Below are 16,410 nucleotides of genomic sequence, written 5' to 3'. Positions count from 1 at the left end.
CTCAGTCATCAAAGCCCCAGGCCGCCGTGCGCGCCTCGCGCTCGGCCTCGACGCGCGCAAGCTGGGCCCATCGCCACGCTTCAGGGCGCGCGGGCGGCTCGGCGGTGCGTGCATCGGGCTCGCCATCGCCCGCGCCACGGTCGCCGTCCACCATGACGGTGCTGTCGATCTGTCCGATGGCGATGGGCATGGTGCGGTCTCCGAATGTGTGAGGGATGACATGACGTGGTCGGCGATGCGGATTCAGCGGCTCCGTGAGCCGCCGCGGGCGCGGCCCCGACAGCCACAGCCGGGCGCGGGGCTGCGGGCGGCCTTGCCCGCCAGAGGGCGAGGCGCGGTGGACATGCGCCCCGACAAGGCGGAGGCGGACGAGGCGGAGGGGGCTGAGGCAGTCCCAGCGTTCATGGCACCCGACTGGGGCCGTGCGCCGCGCGCCGTGCGCCGGCCCATGGCATCCAGATCGGCCTGCCCCAGGCGCGGACGCAGCGGCACCCCGGCACCCCAAGGGCGGTCGGCCGCGCCCTCGGTGGCGCCCGGTGCCTGCCCGAACGCGCGCAGGCTGTCGGCCGCGCCGCGCTGATGACGCGCGTCGTGGCGCTGGGCGATGGCTTCGCCCACGCCGCCCAGTGCCGTCATGGCCTGGCCCTGCATGACCGCCTGCTCCCCGCCGACAGCTGCAGCCGGGCTCATGCCGGGCTGTGAGCCGCGCTGGGAAGGCGAGGTGGCAGTCAGGGGCAAGCCGGCCGCCGCCCTGGCCGGGTCGCGGCCCGCGCTCTGGCGGCCGGTGGCCAGCCCCCCGCCCGAACCGGACGCCAGACCGGCCGGCACGGCCACCTCCTGACCCAGCGCCAGACCCTGGCTGCCAGTGGCCGCCAGCCCGCCCTGGGCCAGCGCCCGCCAGGCCCCTGGCGCCACGCCGGCGCGGGCGGACAACTGCGCCAGGCTTTCGCCCGGCAAGGCCGCCAGCAGTTGCTGGGCAGGCCCTTTGGCGCCCTGGGTGCCCGGCGCACCCGCCGGCAAGCCCCCTGCCCCCCCCGGCGGCGCCTGCAAGCCCGCGGCCCCGCCGGGCCGCCCGCCTGCTGACGCAGCGGGCGCCGCATTGCCACCCGCCAGGCGGGGATCGGGCTCGTAGGCCCACTTCGGATCCTGCCCCTTGATCGTGACCGACACCTTGGCCCGCAACGGCACGCCCGAGGCATCGAAGAAATCCAGGTCGATGTTGGCGCTTTCCATCACGCCCTGCACCTGAAAGCTGCCCCATTCAAACGCCACGCGGGGCGGCGCCTCCTGACCGGGTTGCGTGCCGCGGGGACGCACGAAGCGTTCGACCGCCGCCGTGCGCTTGAGCACATCCACGGGCGCATCCGTGTCGCCTTCGTCTGCGGTGTCGAACACGAGGTCGAAGGTGACCTGCATCTCGCCCGTGCCCGGACGCTGCCGGGCCTGCGCGCCAGCCTGCTGGCCCCCGGCCGTGCGGTTGCTGATCTGCACGCGCAGCGAACTGGGGTTGAACTGCACGTCCACCCAGTTGCGGCCCTCTTGCGGGCCGTCACCCGAGCCGATTTCGCCCAGACGGGCCTTGCGCAGCTCGCTCATTGCGGAGGCTCCACAGGCAAGAGGCGCAGGCCTTCATGCGCGATGGTCAACTCCTCGATGGCGATCTCGCCAGTGCGGGCGTTGAGCTCGGGGCCCTTGATCTTCTGCGGCAGGCCGCGGTCGAAGACCCAGCTGGCGCGCACCGTGCCATCGGCGCCCATGACATGGATGACACCGTCGTAACGCCGCACCGGACGCACCCCGTTGGCGATGCGCTGCAACCAGTGCCACAGCTCGGCGTTGACGCGCGCATCGGCCGGCTCGCCATGGAACATGCCCCGCTTGAGCAAGAGCGGCGCGTACTTGGCGCGCCCCACCCGGCGGACCACACCGTTGTTGCGCCCGCCTTCGACGTACTCCTGGATGTCCAGCTCGATGTCCAGCCCAGACACCTCCTGGAACGCGCCCGAGCCCAGCACCTGGCTGCCCTGAGGCGCGCTGTAGCCGCCCGCTGCGCCCGGCAGCCGCTGGCGCCCGGCAATGACCTGGGGCGATGCGATCAGGCGCACATCGAAGCGGAAGGTGGTCAGCAACAACTCGGACACTCAGGCCTCCAGCTCGAAGGCGCCGTCGGCATCGCGACGCAGGCGCACGAGGATGAACTCCATCGGCTCGGCCGGTGCCACGCCAATGTCCACACACAACTCACCGCGGTCGAGCCGGCGCGCCTCGGTGTGGATGCGCACGAAAAAGGACTCGGCCTCGGTGCGGCCGGCAAAGACGCCGCGCTGGTACAGACGGCGCAACAGCGTCTCAATGGCCGACTGCAGATCCCGCCACAAGGTGGGCCCGTTGGGCTCGAACACGGCCCACTGCGTCTCGACATGCAGCGTGCGGCACAGCATCAGCACGATGCGGCGCACCGACAGCTGACGCCATGCGCGCTCGCGTGACAGCGTGCGGGCCGCGAGCAGCTCGACGCCGCGCGGGCCCCGCACAAACGCGTTGAGGCCCAGCGGGTGCAGCGCATCGACGCAGCCTTCGGTCACCCGCTCGGCCAGGTCGACCACCTCGCGGGCCACCTCATTGGCCGGGCCCACTTGCAGGCCCCACTCGCGCTCACGCCGAGCCACGATGCCGGCGGCCACCGCGCTGGGCGGCACCAGGCCGCGGCGGTCGCGCAACCAGGGGTGGTAAGCCGCCACCCAACTGGAATCGAATGCCGCACGCCAACGCTCGACCGCCCCGTGCGACAGGCCGGGCGGCACATCGATCAGCGCGATGCGACGCGTGGCCTCGCAAAAGGCCACCACCGCCTGCTGCCAGCCCGTGATGGCTGCCAGCTCGGCGGGCTTGCGCGGATCGAGGATCAGGCCCGTGAGCGCCGATGGCGCCATGCTGGCCGCAGGGGGCGCCGTCGGCACGGTCACCGTCACGCAAGCACCGAAGCTCGCGCCGGCCCCCAGATCCGGGCTGGCTGCCTCCTCGTCGGGCAGCAAGGCCGCTGGCATGTACAGATCCGGCACCACGACCTGCGTGACGGCGGCCAGCCCCTCACCCGCCACGGTCTGGGCCTCGGGCACGGCCAGCGCCATCAAGCCGCCCCCTGGTGCGTCATCGGCCGGCGACCACAGCGGGTCGAAAAAGTCGGCTGGCGTGATGTCGGCGAAGTCGTCCTGGCCGCCGTGCATCAGCGTGCTGCGGCCATGCCAGCCGGTGCTCGCCAGGGAGGCTGGAACCAGCCGCTGGGCCACCCAGTCCGGATGCGGCCACACCAGCGCGGATTCGGCCACCAGCACCGACGCCAGACTGCGTGGGTGCGCAGGCGACAGCGCCAGGTCGTCGAAGCGCTCGACCTGACCCTGCCCGTCGTCGATCTGCAGCGCGGCGCGCAGCACCTCCAGGCGCACCACTGGCCCGCCCAGCAGCGCGGCGATGTCGGCCTCGCTGCCCAGGTCGAACACGGGCTGCAAGCGCGTGCGCGGCGCGCGGGCCAGTCGCGGCAGTGCGGCATGCGCCTGCGGCAGCACCGGGTCGGCCACCGGCTGCACGCCCTCGCACCACGCCAGCACGTTCGCGCCGCTGGCCGCCCACAGCCGCACCGCATCGCCTGCGGCCAGCGCGGCGTCGGGCGCCACCGTCAGCGCGGCCACATGCGGCGGCCAGGCAGGCACCGGCTCGCAGGCCACCGGCTGCGCGCTGAGGCTGCACTGCAGGCGCAGGCCCGCGCCCCAGCGGCCTGGGTTGCGCGCGAGGAAGGCCAGCGGCTGCGTGAACGGCGCAGGCAGCGTCAAGCGAGCCCAATGTGCATCGCCCAGCTGCGCATCGCGCGCATGCACCACGCGCACCACCCAGGCCAGTTGGCCGCCCTGCGCAAAGAAGCTGGCCACCGCCTGGGGCAGCAGGCCTGGCCCATCCAGCCCGCCGAAGATGCGCGCATAGTCGTCCACGCTGCGCACCGGCACGGCCACGCTGCGGCGCAGCGGGCGTGCCGGCTCGGTCAGCATCTGCCAACCCGCTGGCCATTGGTCGTCGACCACCGGCTGCCAGGCGGGCCCGCGCGCGGCCACCCCGACGAAGGCGCACACGTCCATGCGCTGCGGATGCAGCGTCAGCGGACGCACATCGGGCAGGGCAAAGACGCCAGGCGCTCCCAGCGGTGATCGGGCCGAACGCATCATGCTCAGTCAGGCGCGCCGCGCTTACTCGTAGACGATGCCTTCGTGCGTGAGGTGCAGCTCTTCCATCGCCACCTCTCCGCCGCCCTTGGCCGCCAGCGTGGGCCCAACCCACTTCTTGGGCTGGGCATTGAGCAGCTTGAACGAACTGACCGGGTTGCGGGCCTCGTCCAGCAGCGTGATGGTGACCGAGCGCCGACGGTCGGCGCCCTCGCGCACTTCCTTGACCCACTGGAACAGATCGGTCGAGCCGATCAGGCCCCGCTTGAGCGTCACGTCCTCCTGCTTGAAGGTGTTGGGCACCTTGCGCACGGTATTGACCGGGTCGTTGCCGCTGCGGTACTCGGAGTAGTTGATTTCGGTGCCCAGGCCGCTCACGTCGGAGAAGCCCGCGATCACACTGGTCTCATCGCCGTTACCCAGCGAGACCAGGAAGTTGAATGCACCGTAGGGATTGTTGCGCAGGGTGGCCATGCTGTGCCTCCTTCATCAGGACTGCGCGTTGGCCGTCCACTGGCCCACGCGGAAGATCACGAACTCGGCTGGACGGCTGGGGGCCACACCCACCAGACAGATCATGCGGCCGTTGTCCAGGTCGTTCTGGGTCATCGTGCTGCGGTCGCAGCGCACGAAGTACGCCTCTTCGGGCTTGCTGCCCAGCAGCGCGCCGTCGCGCCACAGCACGTAGAGAAAGTCCTCCACCGCCGAGCGGATGTTCTTCCACAGGCGCTCGTTGTTGGGCTCGAACACGGCCCACTGCGTGGCCTTGTCGATCGAGTGTTCCAGGTAGATGAACAGACGCCGCACGTTGACGTACTTCCACTCGGGGTCGGAACTCATCGTGCGCGCACCCCAGACGCGGTGCCCACGGCCCTCGAAGAAGCGCAGGCAGTTGACGCCCTCGGGGTTGAGCACGTCCTGACGGGCCTTGTTGATGTTGATCTCGAACTGCGTGAGGCCACGCACCACCTCGTTGGCCGGCGCCTTGTGCACGCCGCGCTCGATGTCGTTGCGCGCGTAGATGCCGGTGACGAAGCCCGAGGGCGGCAACAGCAGCTTGCGCGGCGGCACGCCGGGGGCGTTGGGCACGGTGGGATCGAGCACCTCGATCCACGGGTGATAGAGCGCGGCGTACTTGCTGTCGAACTTGCCCCGGAACTCGCGTATCGCAGTCAGCGATGCGTTGGGCGGCCCATCGACCACGGCAATGCGGTAGCGGCACTTCTCGGCATGCGCGATCAGGTGGCCGGCGGCTGCCTGCACCCGGTCGTCGCCATCGAGCGAGCCGGCGTCGGGCAGTGCCACGATGGCGATGTCCGTCAGCTCGGCCAGCGCCTCCAGACCCGTGGCCTTGACCGACGCGTTGTCGACATCGGCCTCGCTGCCCCGGAAATCATCCGGCTCCGGCACGACGCCGTCACTGCCCTGCGCCAGGCGCTTGTCGGCCCCCTGCAGCGCGGCCACCAGGGCGGCGGGCCACCAGGCCTCACCGGCGTCGTCCCATTCCAGCGCAACCAGGGCCGTTTCGTCTTCCGGGTTGTTGAGGCCCAGCACCGTGCCGATGAAACGGCGCTGCCCCGGATGGGCAGCCAGTTGCTCGTGGCTATCGACCCGCCCGCGCGGGCCATACACCGTCACGCGCATCTCGACGATGGCCAACTGCACCCCCGGCAGGTCGATCAGGGCGTTGTCCACCACGCCGCCCGAGCCGACAAAGGTCTGGCGCCCATCGGCATCGACCTGCACCACCAGCAGGCGGGCCGGCACCACTGCGTCATTGCCCTTGAGCACGGGATCGGCCGCCTGCGTCACCTCGACGACCGTGCCATGACGGGCCGTCTTCACCTGGATGCCCCAGGTGTGGCGCGCCAGCAGATCACCCACCACCGCCGGGTGCTTGAAGGCCAGGTTCTTGCTGCGCACGACCTCGGTGTGCAGCAGCACATTGCCATCGCGGCCGGGCCAGCGCGCCCACCACATGGCCGCGCCCAGCGCCGGCGAGGCGTCCAGCCGCGCGACATGGTCACGCACCGTCTTGCCGGCGTCCGGGCGGAACACACGCGAGATGTACAGCCGCGTGCCACCATTGTTGAAGAAGGCCCGCGCCGCATGTGCCAGGTACACCGGCCGCGGGTCGGAGACCCCCGTCATCTCCATGGCATCCAGGCCGCCATAGACACGCTCGAACTCGGTGTACGAGGTGATCAGGCGGGGTTCGGTGGCGGCAGGCCCGCCGGTGAACTGCACCGGGCCGAAGCGGGCCACGCCGGCAAAGCCGGTGGTGCTGGTCGGCACCCCCTCGATGGACTTGGAGCGGAAGCTGACTTCTTCCACATAGACGCCTGGTGCAAGGTACTCGGGCATGGTGATTCCCTCGGTTCAACGGTTGGGGTGGTCAGGAAAAGATCAGGCTGGCCTCGGGCACGACGTGCACACGGCCCAGCGTGAGTTGAAGGGCGCGCACCGCCTGAAGCGCGTAGCCCGGTGGCACCTGCGTGCCGCGCAGCACGTCATCGAGGCGCGCCGCGGAGGCGCGCTCCAGCGGCAGGCTGTCTTCGGGACGCTGCGTGTCGAAGCCAGGTGCAGCGGGCGGCAGGTAGACCCACAGGTGCACGGACAACTGCGCCGGCAGCGCGGCCCCGCTCACGGCCGAGGGCCCCAGCACCGCCAGGAACTCCCCCCGGTCATCGCCATGGGCGTGGGCCAGGCGGGCTTCGGTGGCCACGTTGGGCGCACCGTTGCCCGGCCGCGTCACCAGCACGCGTGCCCAGGGCACAGGCTCGCTGCGCCCCGGAGCCACGGTGCGGCGCACGGTGCCGCGGATGGCGGTGGCATGGCTGGGCAGGGGGTAGGCGGCACCCGGCCAGAGCCAGGCTTCGCGCAGGTTGTCCAGCGTCACAGGCGGGCTGCCATCGGCCAGCACGGGCGGCAGCGCCAGCCGGCGCGGCACGAACCAGCGCGGGTCGGCAGCCACGCCGTCGTCTGGCCCGGCCCCGGCACGGCGGCCCAGCACGCGCAGGTGCAGGCGACGTCCGTCTGCATCGTTGGCCGGGTTGCCATCGTCCACCGGCTCGGCCTGCGCCAGCGCGCGCGCCAGCAGCCTGGCCACCCGGCCTTCATGGCGCAAGGCCACGCGCCCTTCGCCATGCGCGCCGAAGGCCTGCGAGCAGGGGCGCTGGCCCACCGATTCCAGCCAGGTGTGCAGGCTCAGCCCGCCCGGCAAGGTCATGGGGTATTGCGTGACCGCATCGCGCCATTGCACACCCAGCAGCAGGCGATGCCGCACACGGCCCATCGGCACCGTGTCGTGGGGCGTCAGCGGCCGGGGCAGCACGACGCTCATGCCTGCGTGCCCTCAAGCTGGATGTCGGCGTCGATCACCGGCGGCGTGGGCAGAGCCAGACGCGTGTCAATGCGCACCACCCGCGCCACATAGGGCACAGAGAGGTGGTACTCGCCCGGCAATGAATCGAAGGTGCGCATCAGCGCCTCGGTCGAGACCTCTTCGAGCAGCAGCTGCACCGAATCGGTGGGCTGCAGGGCGGGCTCATCGGCATAGTCGGGCGGCAGCGCCGGCTGGTACAGCAGCGGGCCGGTCAGCGTGGGGCTGCCTTCGAGCACCTGCATGGCGCGGCCCAGGATCATGTGCTGATACTCGGCGTTCTCGGCCCAGGGCGTGATGAGGTAGTGCAGGTCGAGCGCCAGGTGGCCCCGGCCGTCACCGTGGCCCACGGCCGACCAGGTGCTGCGCATCGTGCGGTTGAAGTCCACCCGGTACAACAGGATGGACAACGCATACGTGCCGATGCGGCTGGCCAGCAGGCTGTCGCTGAGGTCTTCGGTGCGGATGAGCACGACCTTGGTGGTACGGCCCGGCACGGGCTGGCGCGCCAGAAAGGCTTGCGCCATCAGGCGCTCGATGCTTTTGCCGACGGCGGCGATGCTGGCGTAACCACCCACAAGTGTCCCCACGGAGGGGATGCCGCGCGACCGCTGCGGCAGGAGGCATCCCGTTCAAGTCGGCGCAGTGTGCCGAGCGCGACAGGGGGCGCCCATCCCTAGGGGTAGGGGGACGGCTCAGGGAACTTGCAACAAGGTGTACCACGCCGCCTGCCTCCCCGGCACGCTTGCGCTCAACTCAGCTCAGACTCGCAACAATGCGGTCGCGTCCGGCCTCCTTGGCCTGGTACAGATTGCGGTCGGCCGTCCTCAGGGCCTGATCCGGGTCACCACCGGTGTACTGGGTCACGCCCATGCTGGCCGTGACCTTCAGCGCGCGGCCCTTGGTCGCGAACGGATGCTCGCGCAGGCGCATGGCCAGCTTCTCGGCCACGAGCTGGGCGCCCTGCAGATCGGTTTCGGGCAGCAGCACGACAAACTCCTCGCCACCATAGCGTGCGGCCAGATCCACGCGCTCGCGGGTGTGCTGCCGCAACAGCCGACCGACCTGCACGAGCACCTCGTCGCCTGTGGCGTGGCCCCACTCATCATTGATGCGCTTGAAATGATCAATGTCCAGAATCAGGATGCTCAAGGGGCGGCCATGACGCTGATGCCGGTGGGCCTCGCGCGCCAGTTGCGTCATGAAGGCGCGCCGGTTGGCCAGGCCAGTCAAGGCATCGCTGAGCACCAGCGCCCGCAAGGCCAGGCGGCGGCGCATCAGCACCCAGGCCAACAGGAACAGCACACCCGACAGGGGCACCGTGGCCAGCAGGAACACCACCCGCACCCACAGGCTCCACCACGGTGACAGGGGGTGACCGTCGAACACGGGTCGGGTCAGCAGGAAAGCGTAAGGCAGGTTGCCGGCCCACTGGGCCACCTCGCACGCCATGATGAGCCCCAGGGTGAGCCACAGGGCGAACCGGATCTGCTCATAGCGAAAGAGGGCGCGGCCGATCACGAAGGTCACCAGCATCAGCATGCCCATCGGGGTGTCCTTGATGCCATGGCCCAGCGACAGAATCGCCAGCCCCGCCATGGCCGGCACCAGGGTGAGCTGCACCAGCCACGCCGCCGGCTCCCCGCGATGCCGCCACCACCAGGCGTGTGCGGCAACGGGCAGAAGCCACACCAGCACCGCGCCGTGCACGGCCTGCATCCACACCCATTGCGGCTGTGCATAGGCCGCGGCCACCTCGGGCCGCCCGAGCGGCGCCCACTGCAATGCCCACAGCACGCCCAGCATGGGCCACACCAAGGCCACGAACAGCAGGACGCCCGCGCGATCCTCACGCTGGGCGAAGCGCTGCTCCAGCCTCAACAGCCAGCCGGGCGCCCTCATGCCCCACCCCACATCGACACCATGCAGCACACGCGGTTGCGGCCTTCCGTCTTGGCCTGGTAGAGCTGGCGGTCGGCTGCGGCCAGGATGGCGTCGGCGTCCTGGCCGCGGCTTTCCACCAGACCGATGCTGACGGTGACCCGGTAGTTCTGACCTTCCGCGCGGAAACGCTGGGCGGCCAGCGTGCTGCGCAGGCGCTCACACACACGGCGAGCGTCCTCCAGGCGCGTGTCGGGCAGCAACAGCGCAAACTCCTCGCCGCCCAGGCGTGCCGCCACGTCGGTTGGGGTGCGCACCGAGCCCAGCATCACGGCACCCAGCGTGCGCAGCACCTCGTCGCCCGCGTGGTGGCCGAAGCGGTCATTGACACGCTTGAAGTGATCGGCGTCCAGCAAGGCCACGCACATCGGCTGACCGCTGCGCCCCTGACGCACCAGTTCGGCCTGAACGGCCTGCATGAAACGTCGGCGGTTGGCCAAGCCGGTCAGCTCGTCGGTGTGCGACAACTGGATCAGCGATGCATGCATGTCATCGAGGCGGCTGAACAGCAGCAGCAGCAGGTACAGCAGCACAACATAGCCGGCGTAGAACACGTACTCGCGCCACGCGGCGAGCCACCAGGTCGGCTGGTCCGACACGAAAGCCTGAGGCCCCAGCGCGGGGGCATAGGCCCACAGACCCAGCAGCACGCCGACGTCGTGCCCCACGATCAACCCCGTGCAGACCAGATAGGCCACGAACATGGTCGACATGGGAAAGATCAGCAGCCCGATGGCCAGCACGCCCACGAGGATCACGCTGGCGCAGGTGGTGAAGGTGCCTGACAGGATGGTCAGGGCCGTGTATCCGACGCCAATGGACAGACACACCAACATCGCCGATCGGGGCACGCGCTCACGCCGCCCGCGACGCGGCCACAGACGCCAGGCCAGCGTCAGGTTGAGCGCCACGCAGGCCAGCAGCAGCGCCTGCAACGCCCACATCGGCCCCGCATTGAGACCGGCACGCACCTCGTCGCTCGACAGCGCCCAGCCATGCGCGAGCAGCACGATGACGAAGAACGGCGTGCTGGCCCACACCGCCAGCAGCACGCGCGAAGCGGGGGTGGCGCTGACCAGGAGACGCTCGAACAGCTCACGCAAGGGCGTGCTCCCAGCAGGCGCAGAAGGGGCTGGCATAGGGGACCATGAAGGGTTATCGGCCACGCCCCCGCTGCGCCCAAGCAGCGCGGTCGTGCATAGCTCACGAAATCTGGGGGCTGCGCTATGCTTGAGGGCATGACTCTGATCCTGCGCTGGCTGCTGCTGGGCTGCGCCTTGCTGCTGCTGACCCAGCTGAACATCGGCATCGACGTCCGTTCATTCGGATCGGCCCTGTGGGCCGCTTTTGTGATCGGGCTGCTCAACGCCTTCGTGCGCCCGCTGCTCATCCTGCTGACCCTGCCGGTCACGGTGCTGACGCTCGGCATGTTCCTGTTCGTGATCAATGCCCTGACCTTCCAGATGGCATCGGGGCTGCTCGAAGGCTTTCAGGTCGCGGGCTTCTGGAACGCGCTGCTCGGCTCGGTGCTCTACAGCATCATGAGCCTGGTCATCGACGTCGCGATCCAGCGCCTGTTCGGCCCACGGCCGCCGCAGATCGGCTGAACGGGCCCCGTCAGCAGGGGCTCACAGCGGCGTCAGGCGTTGCCGTAACCCTGCCAGGGCATGTATGACCGTCGCGGCCCGCACGGCCGCACGGTCGCCATTGAACAGGTGATGCGTCGCATGCGCGGCCCCACCCCGCTGCGCCCACGCGATCCACACCGTGCCCACCGGCTTGTGGGCCGATCCACCAGCCGGCCCAGCGACCCCGGTGACCGCCACCGCGATGTCGGCCGCCGAGTGCGCCAGCGCCCCGCGCGCCATGGCCAGTGCCACGGGCTCGCTGACCGCGCCGTGCTCGGCAATCAACGCCGCATCGACGCTGAGCAACTCGGTCTTGGCGGCATTGCTGTAGGTCACAAAGCCGCGTTCGAACCAGGTGCTGGAGCCCGCCAGCTCGGTGCAGGCCGCCGCGATGAGGCCGCCGGTGCAGGATTCAGCCGTGGCGAGCCGCTCGCCCCGCGCCAGCAGCAGCGTGGCGAGGGCCTCGACCTCGGGCAAGAGGGTTTGCGTGTCCATCGTGTGCCTCCCGTCAGCCCAGCAGCCCCACAGGGGGGCCGCCGTGGCGCCAGGCCACGGCCAGGGCCAGCACCATCAAGGTACAGCCGGCCGCCACCAGGTCGTCGAACATGATGCCCAGCCCCTGGCGCCAGCCAATCGGCTCGCCCGGCCGGGCCTTGAACAACCCATCTGCCCAGGCCACCGGCCCGGGTTTGATGGCATCGAAGGCGCGGAAGGTGACCACCGCAAGCAACTGGCCCTTCCAGTCAACCGGCGAGGTCAGCCACAAGATCAGCCAGATCGCCCAGATCTCGTCCCATACGATGCTGCCGGGGTCGGCCACCCCCATGGTCTGCGCCGTGCGCGTGCACGCCCACCAGCCCACGATCCAGCCTGCGGCCAAGAGCACCAGCCAGTAGCCGTCTGACGCCGGCGCACGGCCCCATGCGTCTTGCAGCGCCACAAACGTCAGCCAGCCCCACAGCGTGCCCACCGTGCCGGGCGCGATCGGGCTGAGCCCGCTGCCCGCGCCCAGCGAGATGAAGTGCGCGGGGCGGGACAGCAGCAGGCGCACGCTGGCGCGACGTGGCGCCGCCACGGCCATCGGCCCGGCCGACCCGTCTGAACCGGCGTTCATGCGCCCCCCTTGAAGTGGTCGAACGACTGCCAGCGGTTGGCCACCGGCTGCCGCGCCGGGTCCCCCTCCCACAGATCCAGCTCGCCGCGCCATAGCCGCAGGCCCGGCTCGGCCTCGATCCGGCCGACACGGGTGAGCATCAGGCCCAGCGCGTCGCCCAGCGCATGGATGCGCGCGCGGGCGCCTGTCGGCGCGGTGAACGCCAGCTCGTAGTCGTCGCCACCTGCGAGGATGCAATTGAGCTGCTCGGCTTCCGGGCGCGCCGCGAGCCAAGGGCTGACCGGCAGGGCATCCACCACCAGCGCCGCCCCGACCCCACTGCGGCGCAGGATGTGTCCCAGGTCGCCCAGCAGGCCGTCAGAGACGTCGATGGCGGCGCTCGCCAGCCCCCGCAGGCCCACACCGAGGGCCACGCGCGGGTCGGGGCTCTCCATGGCCAGGCGCACGGCGTCGAAGGCCTCGCCCGGCAGGCTGGGATGCAGCGTGCCGCGGAACGCTTCGAGCGCCAGACGGGCCTCGCCCAGCATGCCGCTGACCCAGATGTCGTCATCCGGCCGCGCGCCCGAGCGCAGCAAGGCCTGCCCGGCCGGCACCTCACCGAACACCGTGATGCCGATGGCCAGCGGCCCGGCCGTGGTGTCACCGCCGACGAGCTCGCAGTCGTGTTCATCGGCGAGGTCGAACAGCCCCCGCGCAAACGCCTTGAGCCAGGCCGCGTCCACCCGCGGCAAGGTCAGGCTGAGGGTGAAGCCCAATGGCTGGGCGCCGCAGGCGGCCAGATCCGACAGGTTGACGGCCAGCGCCTTGTGGCCCAGCCGGCCCGGGTCGACGGTGGACAGAAAATGCCGCCCCTCGACCAGCGTGTCGGTGGAGATGGCCAGCTGCATGCCCGCCGCCGGGGCCAGCACGGCGCAGTCATCTCCGTTGCCCACCGCCGCTCGACGGGGGCCCTGGCCGGCGGGGCGCCGGAAGAAGGTGTCGATCAGGTCGAATTCGCCCAGGCTCATGCCGACATTGTCGCTTGCCGCACCGGGCGGGTCGTGCAAAACCGCGGCAGGTGCCGCGAGATGTGGACATCCACGCACCCGGGTGGCGCCGAAGTTCCTAGAATCGGGGGTCGCGACGGTGTCGTCCGTCGGCTCACAAGGCGCAGCATGACCACCCCTGAAGAAAAACGCGCGGAACTCAAAAAGGCCGCTCTCGAATACCACGAACGCCCGACGCCCGGCAAACTGGCCATCAGCGCCACCAAGCAGCTCACCAACCAGCGCGATCTGGCGCTGGCCTACTCGCCCGGGGTGGCTGCCCCGTGTGAAGAAATCGTCGAAAACCCGGCCAACGCCTTCAAATACACCAGCCGGGGCAACCTGGTGGCGGTGATCACCAACGGCACGGCCGTGCTCGGCCTGGGCGACATCGGCCCGCTGGCCGCCAAGCCGGTGATGGAGGGCAAGGCCGTCCTGTTCAAGAAGTTCTCCGACATCGATGTGTTCGACATCGAGATCAACGAGAAGGACCCGGACAAGCTGGTCGACATCATCGCCAGCCTGGAGCCCACCTTCGGCGGCATCAACCTCGAAGACATCAAGGCACCTGACTGCTTCTACGTCGAGCGCAAGCTGCGCGAGCGCATGAACATCCCCGTGTTCCACGACGACCAGCATGGCACCGCCATCGTCGTGGGCGCCGCCCTGCTCAACGGCCTGAAGGTCGTGGGCAAGGACATCCAGAAGGTGAAGCTGGTCACGTCTGGTGCGGGCGCGGCCGCCCTGGCCTGCCTGCAACTGCTGGTCAAGCTCGGCCTGCCGCGCGAGAACATCTGGGTCACCGACTTGGCTGGCGTGGTCTACGAGGGCCGCACCGAACTGATGGACCCGGACAAGGCCTTCTTCGCCCAGAAGACCGACCAGCGCAAGCTGGCCGAGGTCATTGCGGGTGCCGACGTGTTCCTGGGCCTGTCGGCTGGTGGCGTGCTCAAGGCCGACATGGTCGCGAAGATGGCCCCCAACCCGATCATCTTTGCCCTGGCCAACCCCACGCCCGAGATCCTGCCTGAAGAGGTCAAGGCCGTGCGTGACGACGTCATCATGGCGACCGGCCGCACCGACTACCCCAACCAGGTCAACAACGTCCTGTGCTTCCCCTACATCTTCCGCGGGGCACTGGATTCGGGCGCGACCACCATCACCGACGAAATGGAGATCGCGGCCGTGCACGCGATTGCCGAGCTGGCCCAGGCCGAGCAGAGCGACGTGGTGGCGGCCGCCTACGTGGGCGCCACGCTGAGCTTCGGGCCGGAGTACCTGATTCCCAAGCCCTTCGATCCGCGGCTGATGATCAAGATCGCCCCGGCCGTGGCCAAGGCGGCCGAGGAATCAGGCGTGGCCACCCGGCCCGTCACCGACTACATCGCCTACACGGAAAAGCTGCAGAGCTTCGTCTACGCCTCGGGCCAGACGATGAAGCCGATTTTCAGCGTGGCCAAGCGCGCCAAGCACAAGCGCATTGCCTACGCAGAAGGCGAAAACGAAGGCGTGATGCGCGCTGCCCAGATCGTGGTGGACGAAAACATCGCCCGTCCCATCCTGATCGGCCGCCCCGCTGTGATCGAGCAACGCATCGAGCGCTTTGGCCTGCGCCTGCGCCCCGGCGTGGACGTCGACGTCGTCAGCACCGAAAACGACCCGCGCTACCGCGACTACTGGCAGACCTACCACCGGCTGACCGAGCGCAAGGGCGTGACCGAGCAGATGGCCAAGATCGAGATGCGTCGCCGCCTGACGCTGATCGCTGCCATGCTGGTGCACAAGGGCGACGCCGATGGCCTGATCTGCGGCACCTGGGGCAACACCGCCCTGCACCTGCACTACATCGACCAGGTCATCGGCCGCCGGGCTGGCGTCAAGACCTATGCGGCCATGACCGGTCTGATCCTGCCGGGCCGCACGGTCAACATCGTCGACACGCACATCAACTACGACCCGACCGCCGAGCAACTGGCCGAGATCACGGTGATGGCGGCCGAAGAGATGATGCGATTCGGCCAGCGGCCCAAGGCCGCCTTGCTGTCGCACTCGAACTTCGGTTCGAGCAACCACCCCTCGGCGGTGAAGATGCGCGAGGCGCTCGCCCTGATCCAGCAGCAGGCCCCCTGGCTGGAAATCGACGGCGAGATGCATGGTGACACCGCGCTCGACGCCCCCTACCGCCAGCAGCTGATGCCGCACAGCACGCTGAGTGGCGAAGCCAACCTGCTGGTGTGCCCCAACATCGACGCGGCCAACATCTCGTACAACCTGCTCAAGGTTGCAGCTGGTAACAATATTGCGCTGGGCCCCGTGCTGCTGGGCGCGGCCAAGCCGGTGTGCATCCTGACCCCCTCGGCCACGGTGCGCCGCATCGTCAACATGACAGCCATGACGGTGGCCGACGCGAACGCGATTCGCTGAGCCGGCCGCGCTGCACGGGGGTGCGGCTTATAGCATGGGCCGTCAATCCCCCATGAAAAGGCCCCTTCTCCACGGTTTTCCCTGGGAAGGGGCCTTGAGCTTTTTAGCCGATTTCTATAGCATCACTGCTTTCACGAAGAGCTGCATTGCTGACGGAGATCCGGCAGGACACGCCCACCATGGTGCCCCGCACGCGCAACAGGGAACCTGCATCGAGCGCCTGTGGCTCGTCACGCCGCCGCGCCGGCTGGCTGGGCGCCTTGGCCTTGTCCTTGTGCCTGATCGCACCAGTTGACGCCCGACCGCCCGCGCCCGCTGCCCCGACCACCGGTTTGCCGGTTGTGGCCTTGAGCGCCTTGCCGGCGCAGGCCCGCCAGGTACACCAGCAGATCCACCGCGGCGGCCCGTTCCGCTACGAGAAGGATGGCACGGTGTTCGGCAACCGGGAGCGTCTGCTGCCCCGCCAGCCACGCGGCTTCTACCGTGAATACACCGTGCCCACGCCGGGGGTGCGCCATCGCGGCGCGCGACGCATCGTCTGCGGGGGCCAAATCATTCACCAGCCGGAAACTTGTTTCTACACCGAAGATCACTACCAGAACTTTCGCGAGATTGATCCGCGGCATTGACAGCCCTTCCGGCTGACCGCATTGTTCTTTTGTTTCAGACCTTCAACCTGGCC

Annotated in this window: 16 protein-coding genes; 3 read left to right on the top strand and 13 right to left on the bottom strand. The window is 69.6% G+C overall.

The window, feature by feature from the left end:
* Position 1 precedes the first annotated feature (1 nt).
* From GTZ97_RS00715 to GTZ97_RS00670, 10 genes are all read right to left on the bottom strand, one after another.
* Complete coding sequence (locus GTZ97_RS00715) at positions 2-190, bottom strand: hypothetical protein (protein ID WP_161648584.1); 189 nt, start codon at positions 188-190, stop codon at positions 2-4.
* A gap of 53 nt (positions 191-243) precedes the next feature.
* Positions 244-1,596, bottom strand: a complete 1,353-nt coding sequence (locus GTZ97_RS00710) for a CIS tube protein (RefSeq protein WP_161648583.1) — start codon at positions 1,594-1,596, stop codon at positions 244-246.
* Positions 1,593-2,141: a phage tail protein gene (locus tag GTZ97_RS00705; RefSeq protein ID WP_161648582.1), complete on the bottom strand. Its 549-nt coding sequence runs from the start codon at positions 2,139-2,141 to the stop codon at positions 1,593-1,595. The genes GTZ97_RS00710 and GTZ97_RS00705 overlap by 4 nt, the downstream gene beginning before the upstream one ends.
* On the bottom strand, positions 2,142-4,217 hold the full coding sequence (locus GTZ97_RS00700) for a phage tail sheath C-terminal domain-containing protein (protein ID WP_161648581.1): 2,076 nt from the start codon (positions 4,215-4,217) through the stop codon (positions 2,142-2,144).
* Between the two features lie 21 nt (positions 4,218-4,238).
* Positions 4,239-4,688 (bottom strand): phage tail protein, encoded by a 450-nt coding sequence (locus GTZ97_RS00695; RefSeq protein ID WP_161648580.1) that lies wholly within the window; start codon positions 4,686-4,688, stop codon positions 4,239-4,241.
* Between the two features lie 15 nt (positions 4,689-4,703).
* Positions 4,704-6,578: a phage tail sheath family protein gene (locus GTZ97_RS00690; RefSeq protein ID WP_161648579.1), complete on the bottom strand. Its 1,875-nt coding sequence runs from the start codon at positions 6,576-6,578 to the stop codon at positions 4,704-4,706.
* A 31-nt stretch (positions 6,579-6,609) separates the two neighbouring features.
* Positions 6,610-7,557, bottom strand: coding sequence for a hypothetical protein (locus GTZ97_RS00685; protein WP_161648578.1), 948 nt, complete (start codon positions 7,555-7,557; stop codon positions 6,610-6,612).
* Positions 7,554-8,186 (bottom strand): Pvc16 family protein, encoded by a 633-nt coding sequence (locus GTZ97_RS00680; protein ID WP_201748107.1) that lies wholly within the window; start codon positions 8,184-8,186, stop codon positions 7,554-7,556. The genes GTZ97_RS00685 and GTZ97_RS00680 overlap by 4 nt, the downstream gene beginning before the upstream one ends.
* Before the next feature lie 166 nt (positions 8,187-8,352).
* Positions 8,353-9,498 carry a GGDEF domain-containing protein gene (locus tag GTZ97_RS00675; protein WP_161648577.1) on the bottom strand — a complete coding sequence of 382 codons (1,146 nt, stop codon included), beginning with the start codon at positions 9,496-9,498 and terminating at the stop codon, positions 8,353-8,355.
* Positions 9,495-10,676, bottom strand: coding sequence for a GGDEF domain-containing protein (locus tag GTZ97_RS00670; RefSeq protein ID WP_161648576.1), 1,182 nt, complete (start codon positions 10,674-10,676; stop codon positions 9,495-9,497). Before GTZ97_RS00670 ends, GTZ97_RS00675 begins: the two co-directional genes overlap by 4 nt.
* 99 nt (positions 10,677-10,775) lie before the next feature.
* Here GTZ97_RS00670 and GTZ97_RS00665 point away from each other — a divergent pair, with 99 nt between their 5' ends.
* Entirely contained in the window at positions 10,776-11,144 is a 369-nt protein-coding gene (locus GTZ97_RS00665) for a phage holin family protein (protein ID WP_161648575.1), read from the top strand.
* A gap of 21 nt (positions 11,145-11,165) precedes the next feature.
* Here the strand turns inward: GTZ97_RS00665 and GTZ97_RS00660 are convergent, their stop codons facing one another.
* Genes GTZ97_RS00660 through thiL form a run of 3 tightly spaced genes read right to left on the bottom strand, consistent with a single transcriptional unit; the run spans position 11,166 to position 13,280 of the window.
* Positions 11,166-11,660 carry a CinA family protein gene (locus GTZ97_RS00660; protein WP_161648574.1) on the bottom strand — a complete coding sequence of 165 codons (495 nt, stop codon included), beginning with the start codon at positions 11,658-11,660 and terminating at the stop codon, positions 11,166-11,168.
* 13 nt (positions 11,661-11,673) lie between these two features.
* Complete coding sequence (locus tag GTZ97_RS00655; RefSeq protein WP_236650932.1) at positions 11,674-12,279, bottom strand: phosphatidylglycerophosphatase A family protein; 606 nt, start codon at positions 12,277-12,279, stop codon at positions 11,674-11,676.
* A complete protein-coding gene (gene thiL / locus GTZ97_RS00650; RefSeq protein WP_161648846.1) occupies positions 12,276-13,280 on the bottom strand; it encodes a thiamine-phosphate kinase in 1,005 nt (334 codons plus the stop codon). The genes GTZ97_RS00655 and thiL overlap by 4 nt, the downstream gene beginning before the upstream one ends.
* Positions 13,281-13,433: 153 nt before the next feature.
* Between thiL and GTZ97_RS00645 the strand changes: the two genes are divergently transcribed.
* Entirely contained in the window at positions 13,434-15,728 is a 2,295-nt protein-coding gene (locus tag GTZ97_RS00645) for an NADP-dependent malic enzyme (protein ID WP_161648573.1), read from the top strand.
* A 179-nt stretch (positions 15,729-15,907) separates the two neighbouring features.
* Entirely contained in the window at positions 15,908-16,357 is a 450-nt protein-coding gene (locus GTZ97_RS00640) for a guanyl-specific ribonuclease (RefSeq protein ID WP_161648572.1), read from the top strand.
* Positions 16,358-16,410 lie beyond the last annotated feature (53 nt).

The organism is Aquabacterium fontiphilum, from assembly GCF_009909205.1.
Taxonomy (GTDB): domain Bacteria; phylum Pseudomonadota; class Gammaproteobacteria; order Burkholderiales; family Burkholderiaceae_C; genus Aquabacterium; species Aquabacterium fontiphilum.
This window is presented reverse-complemented; position numbering and strand designations above follow the sequence as displayed.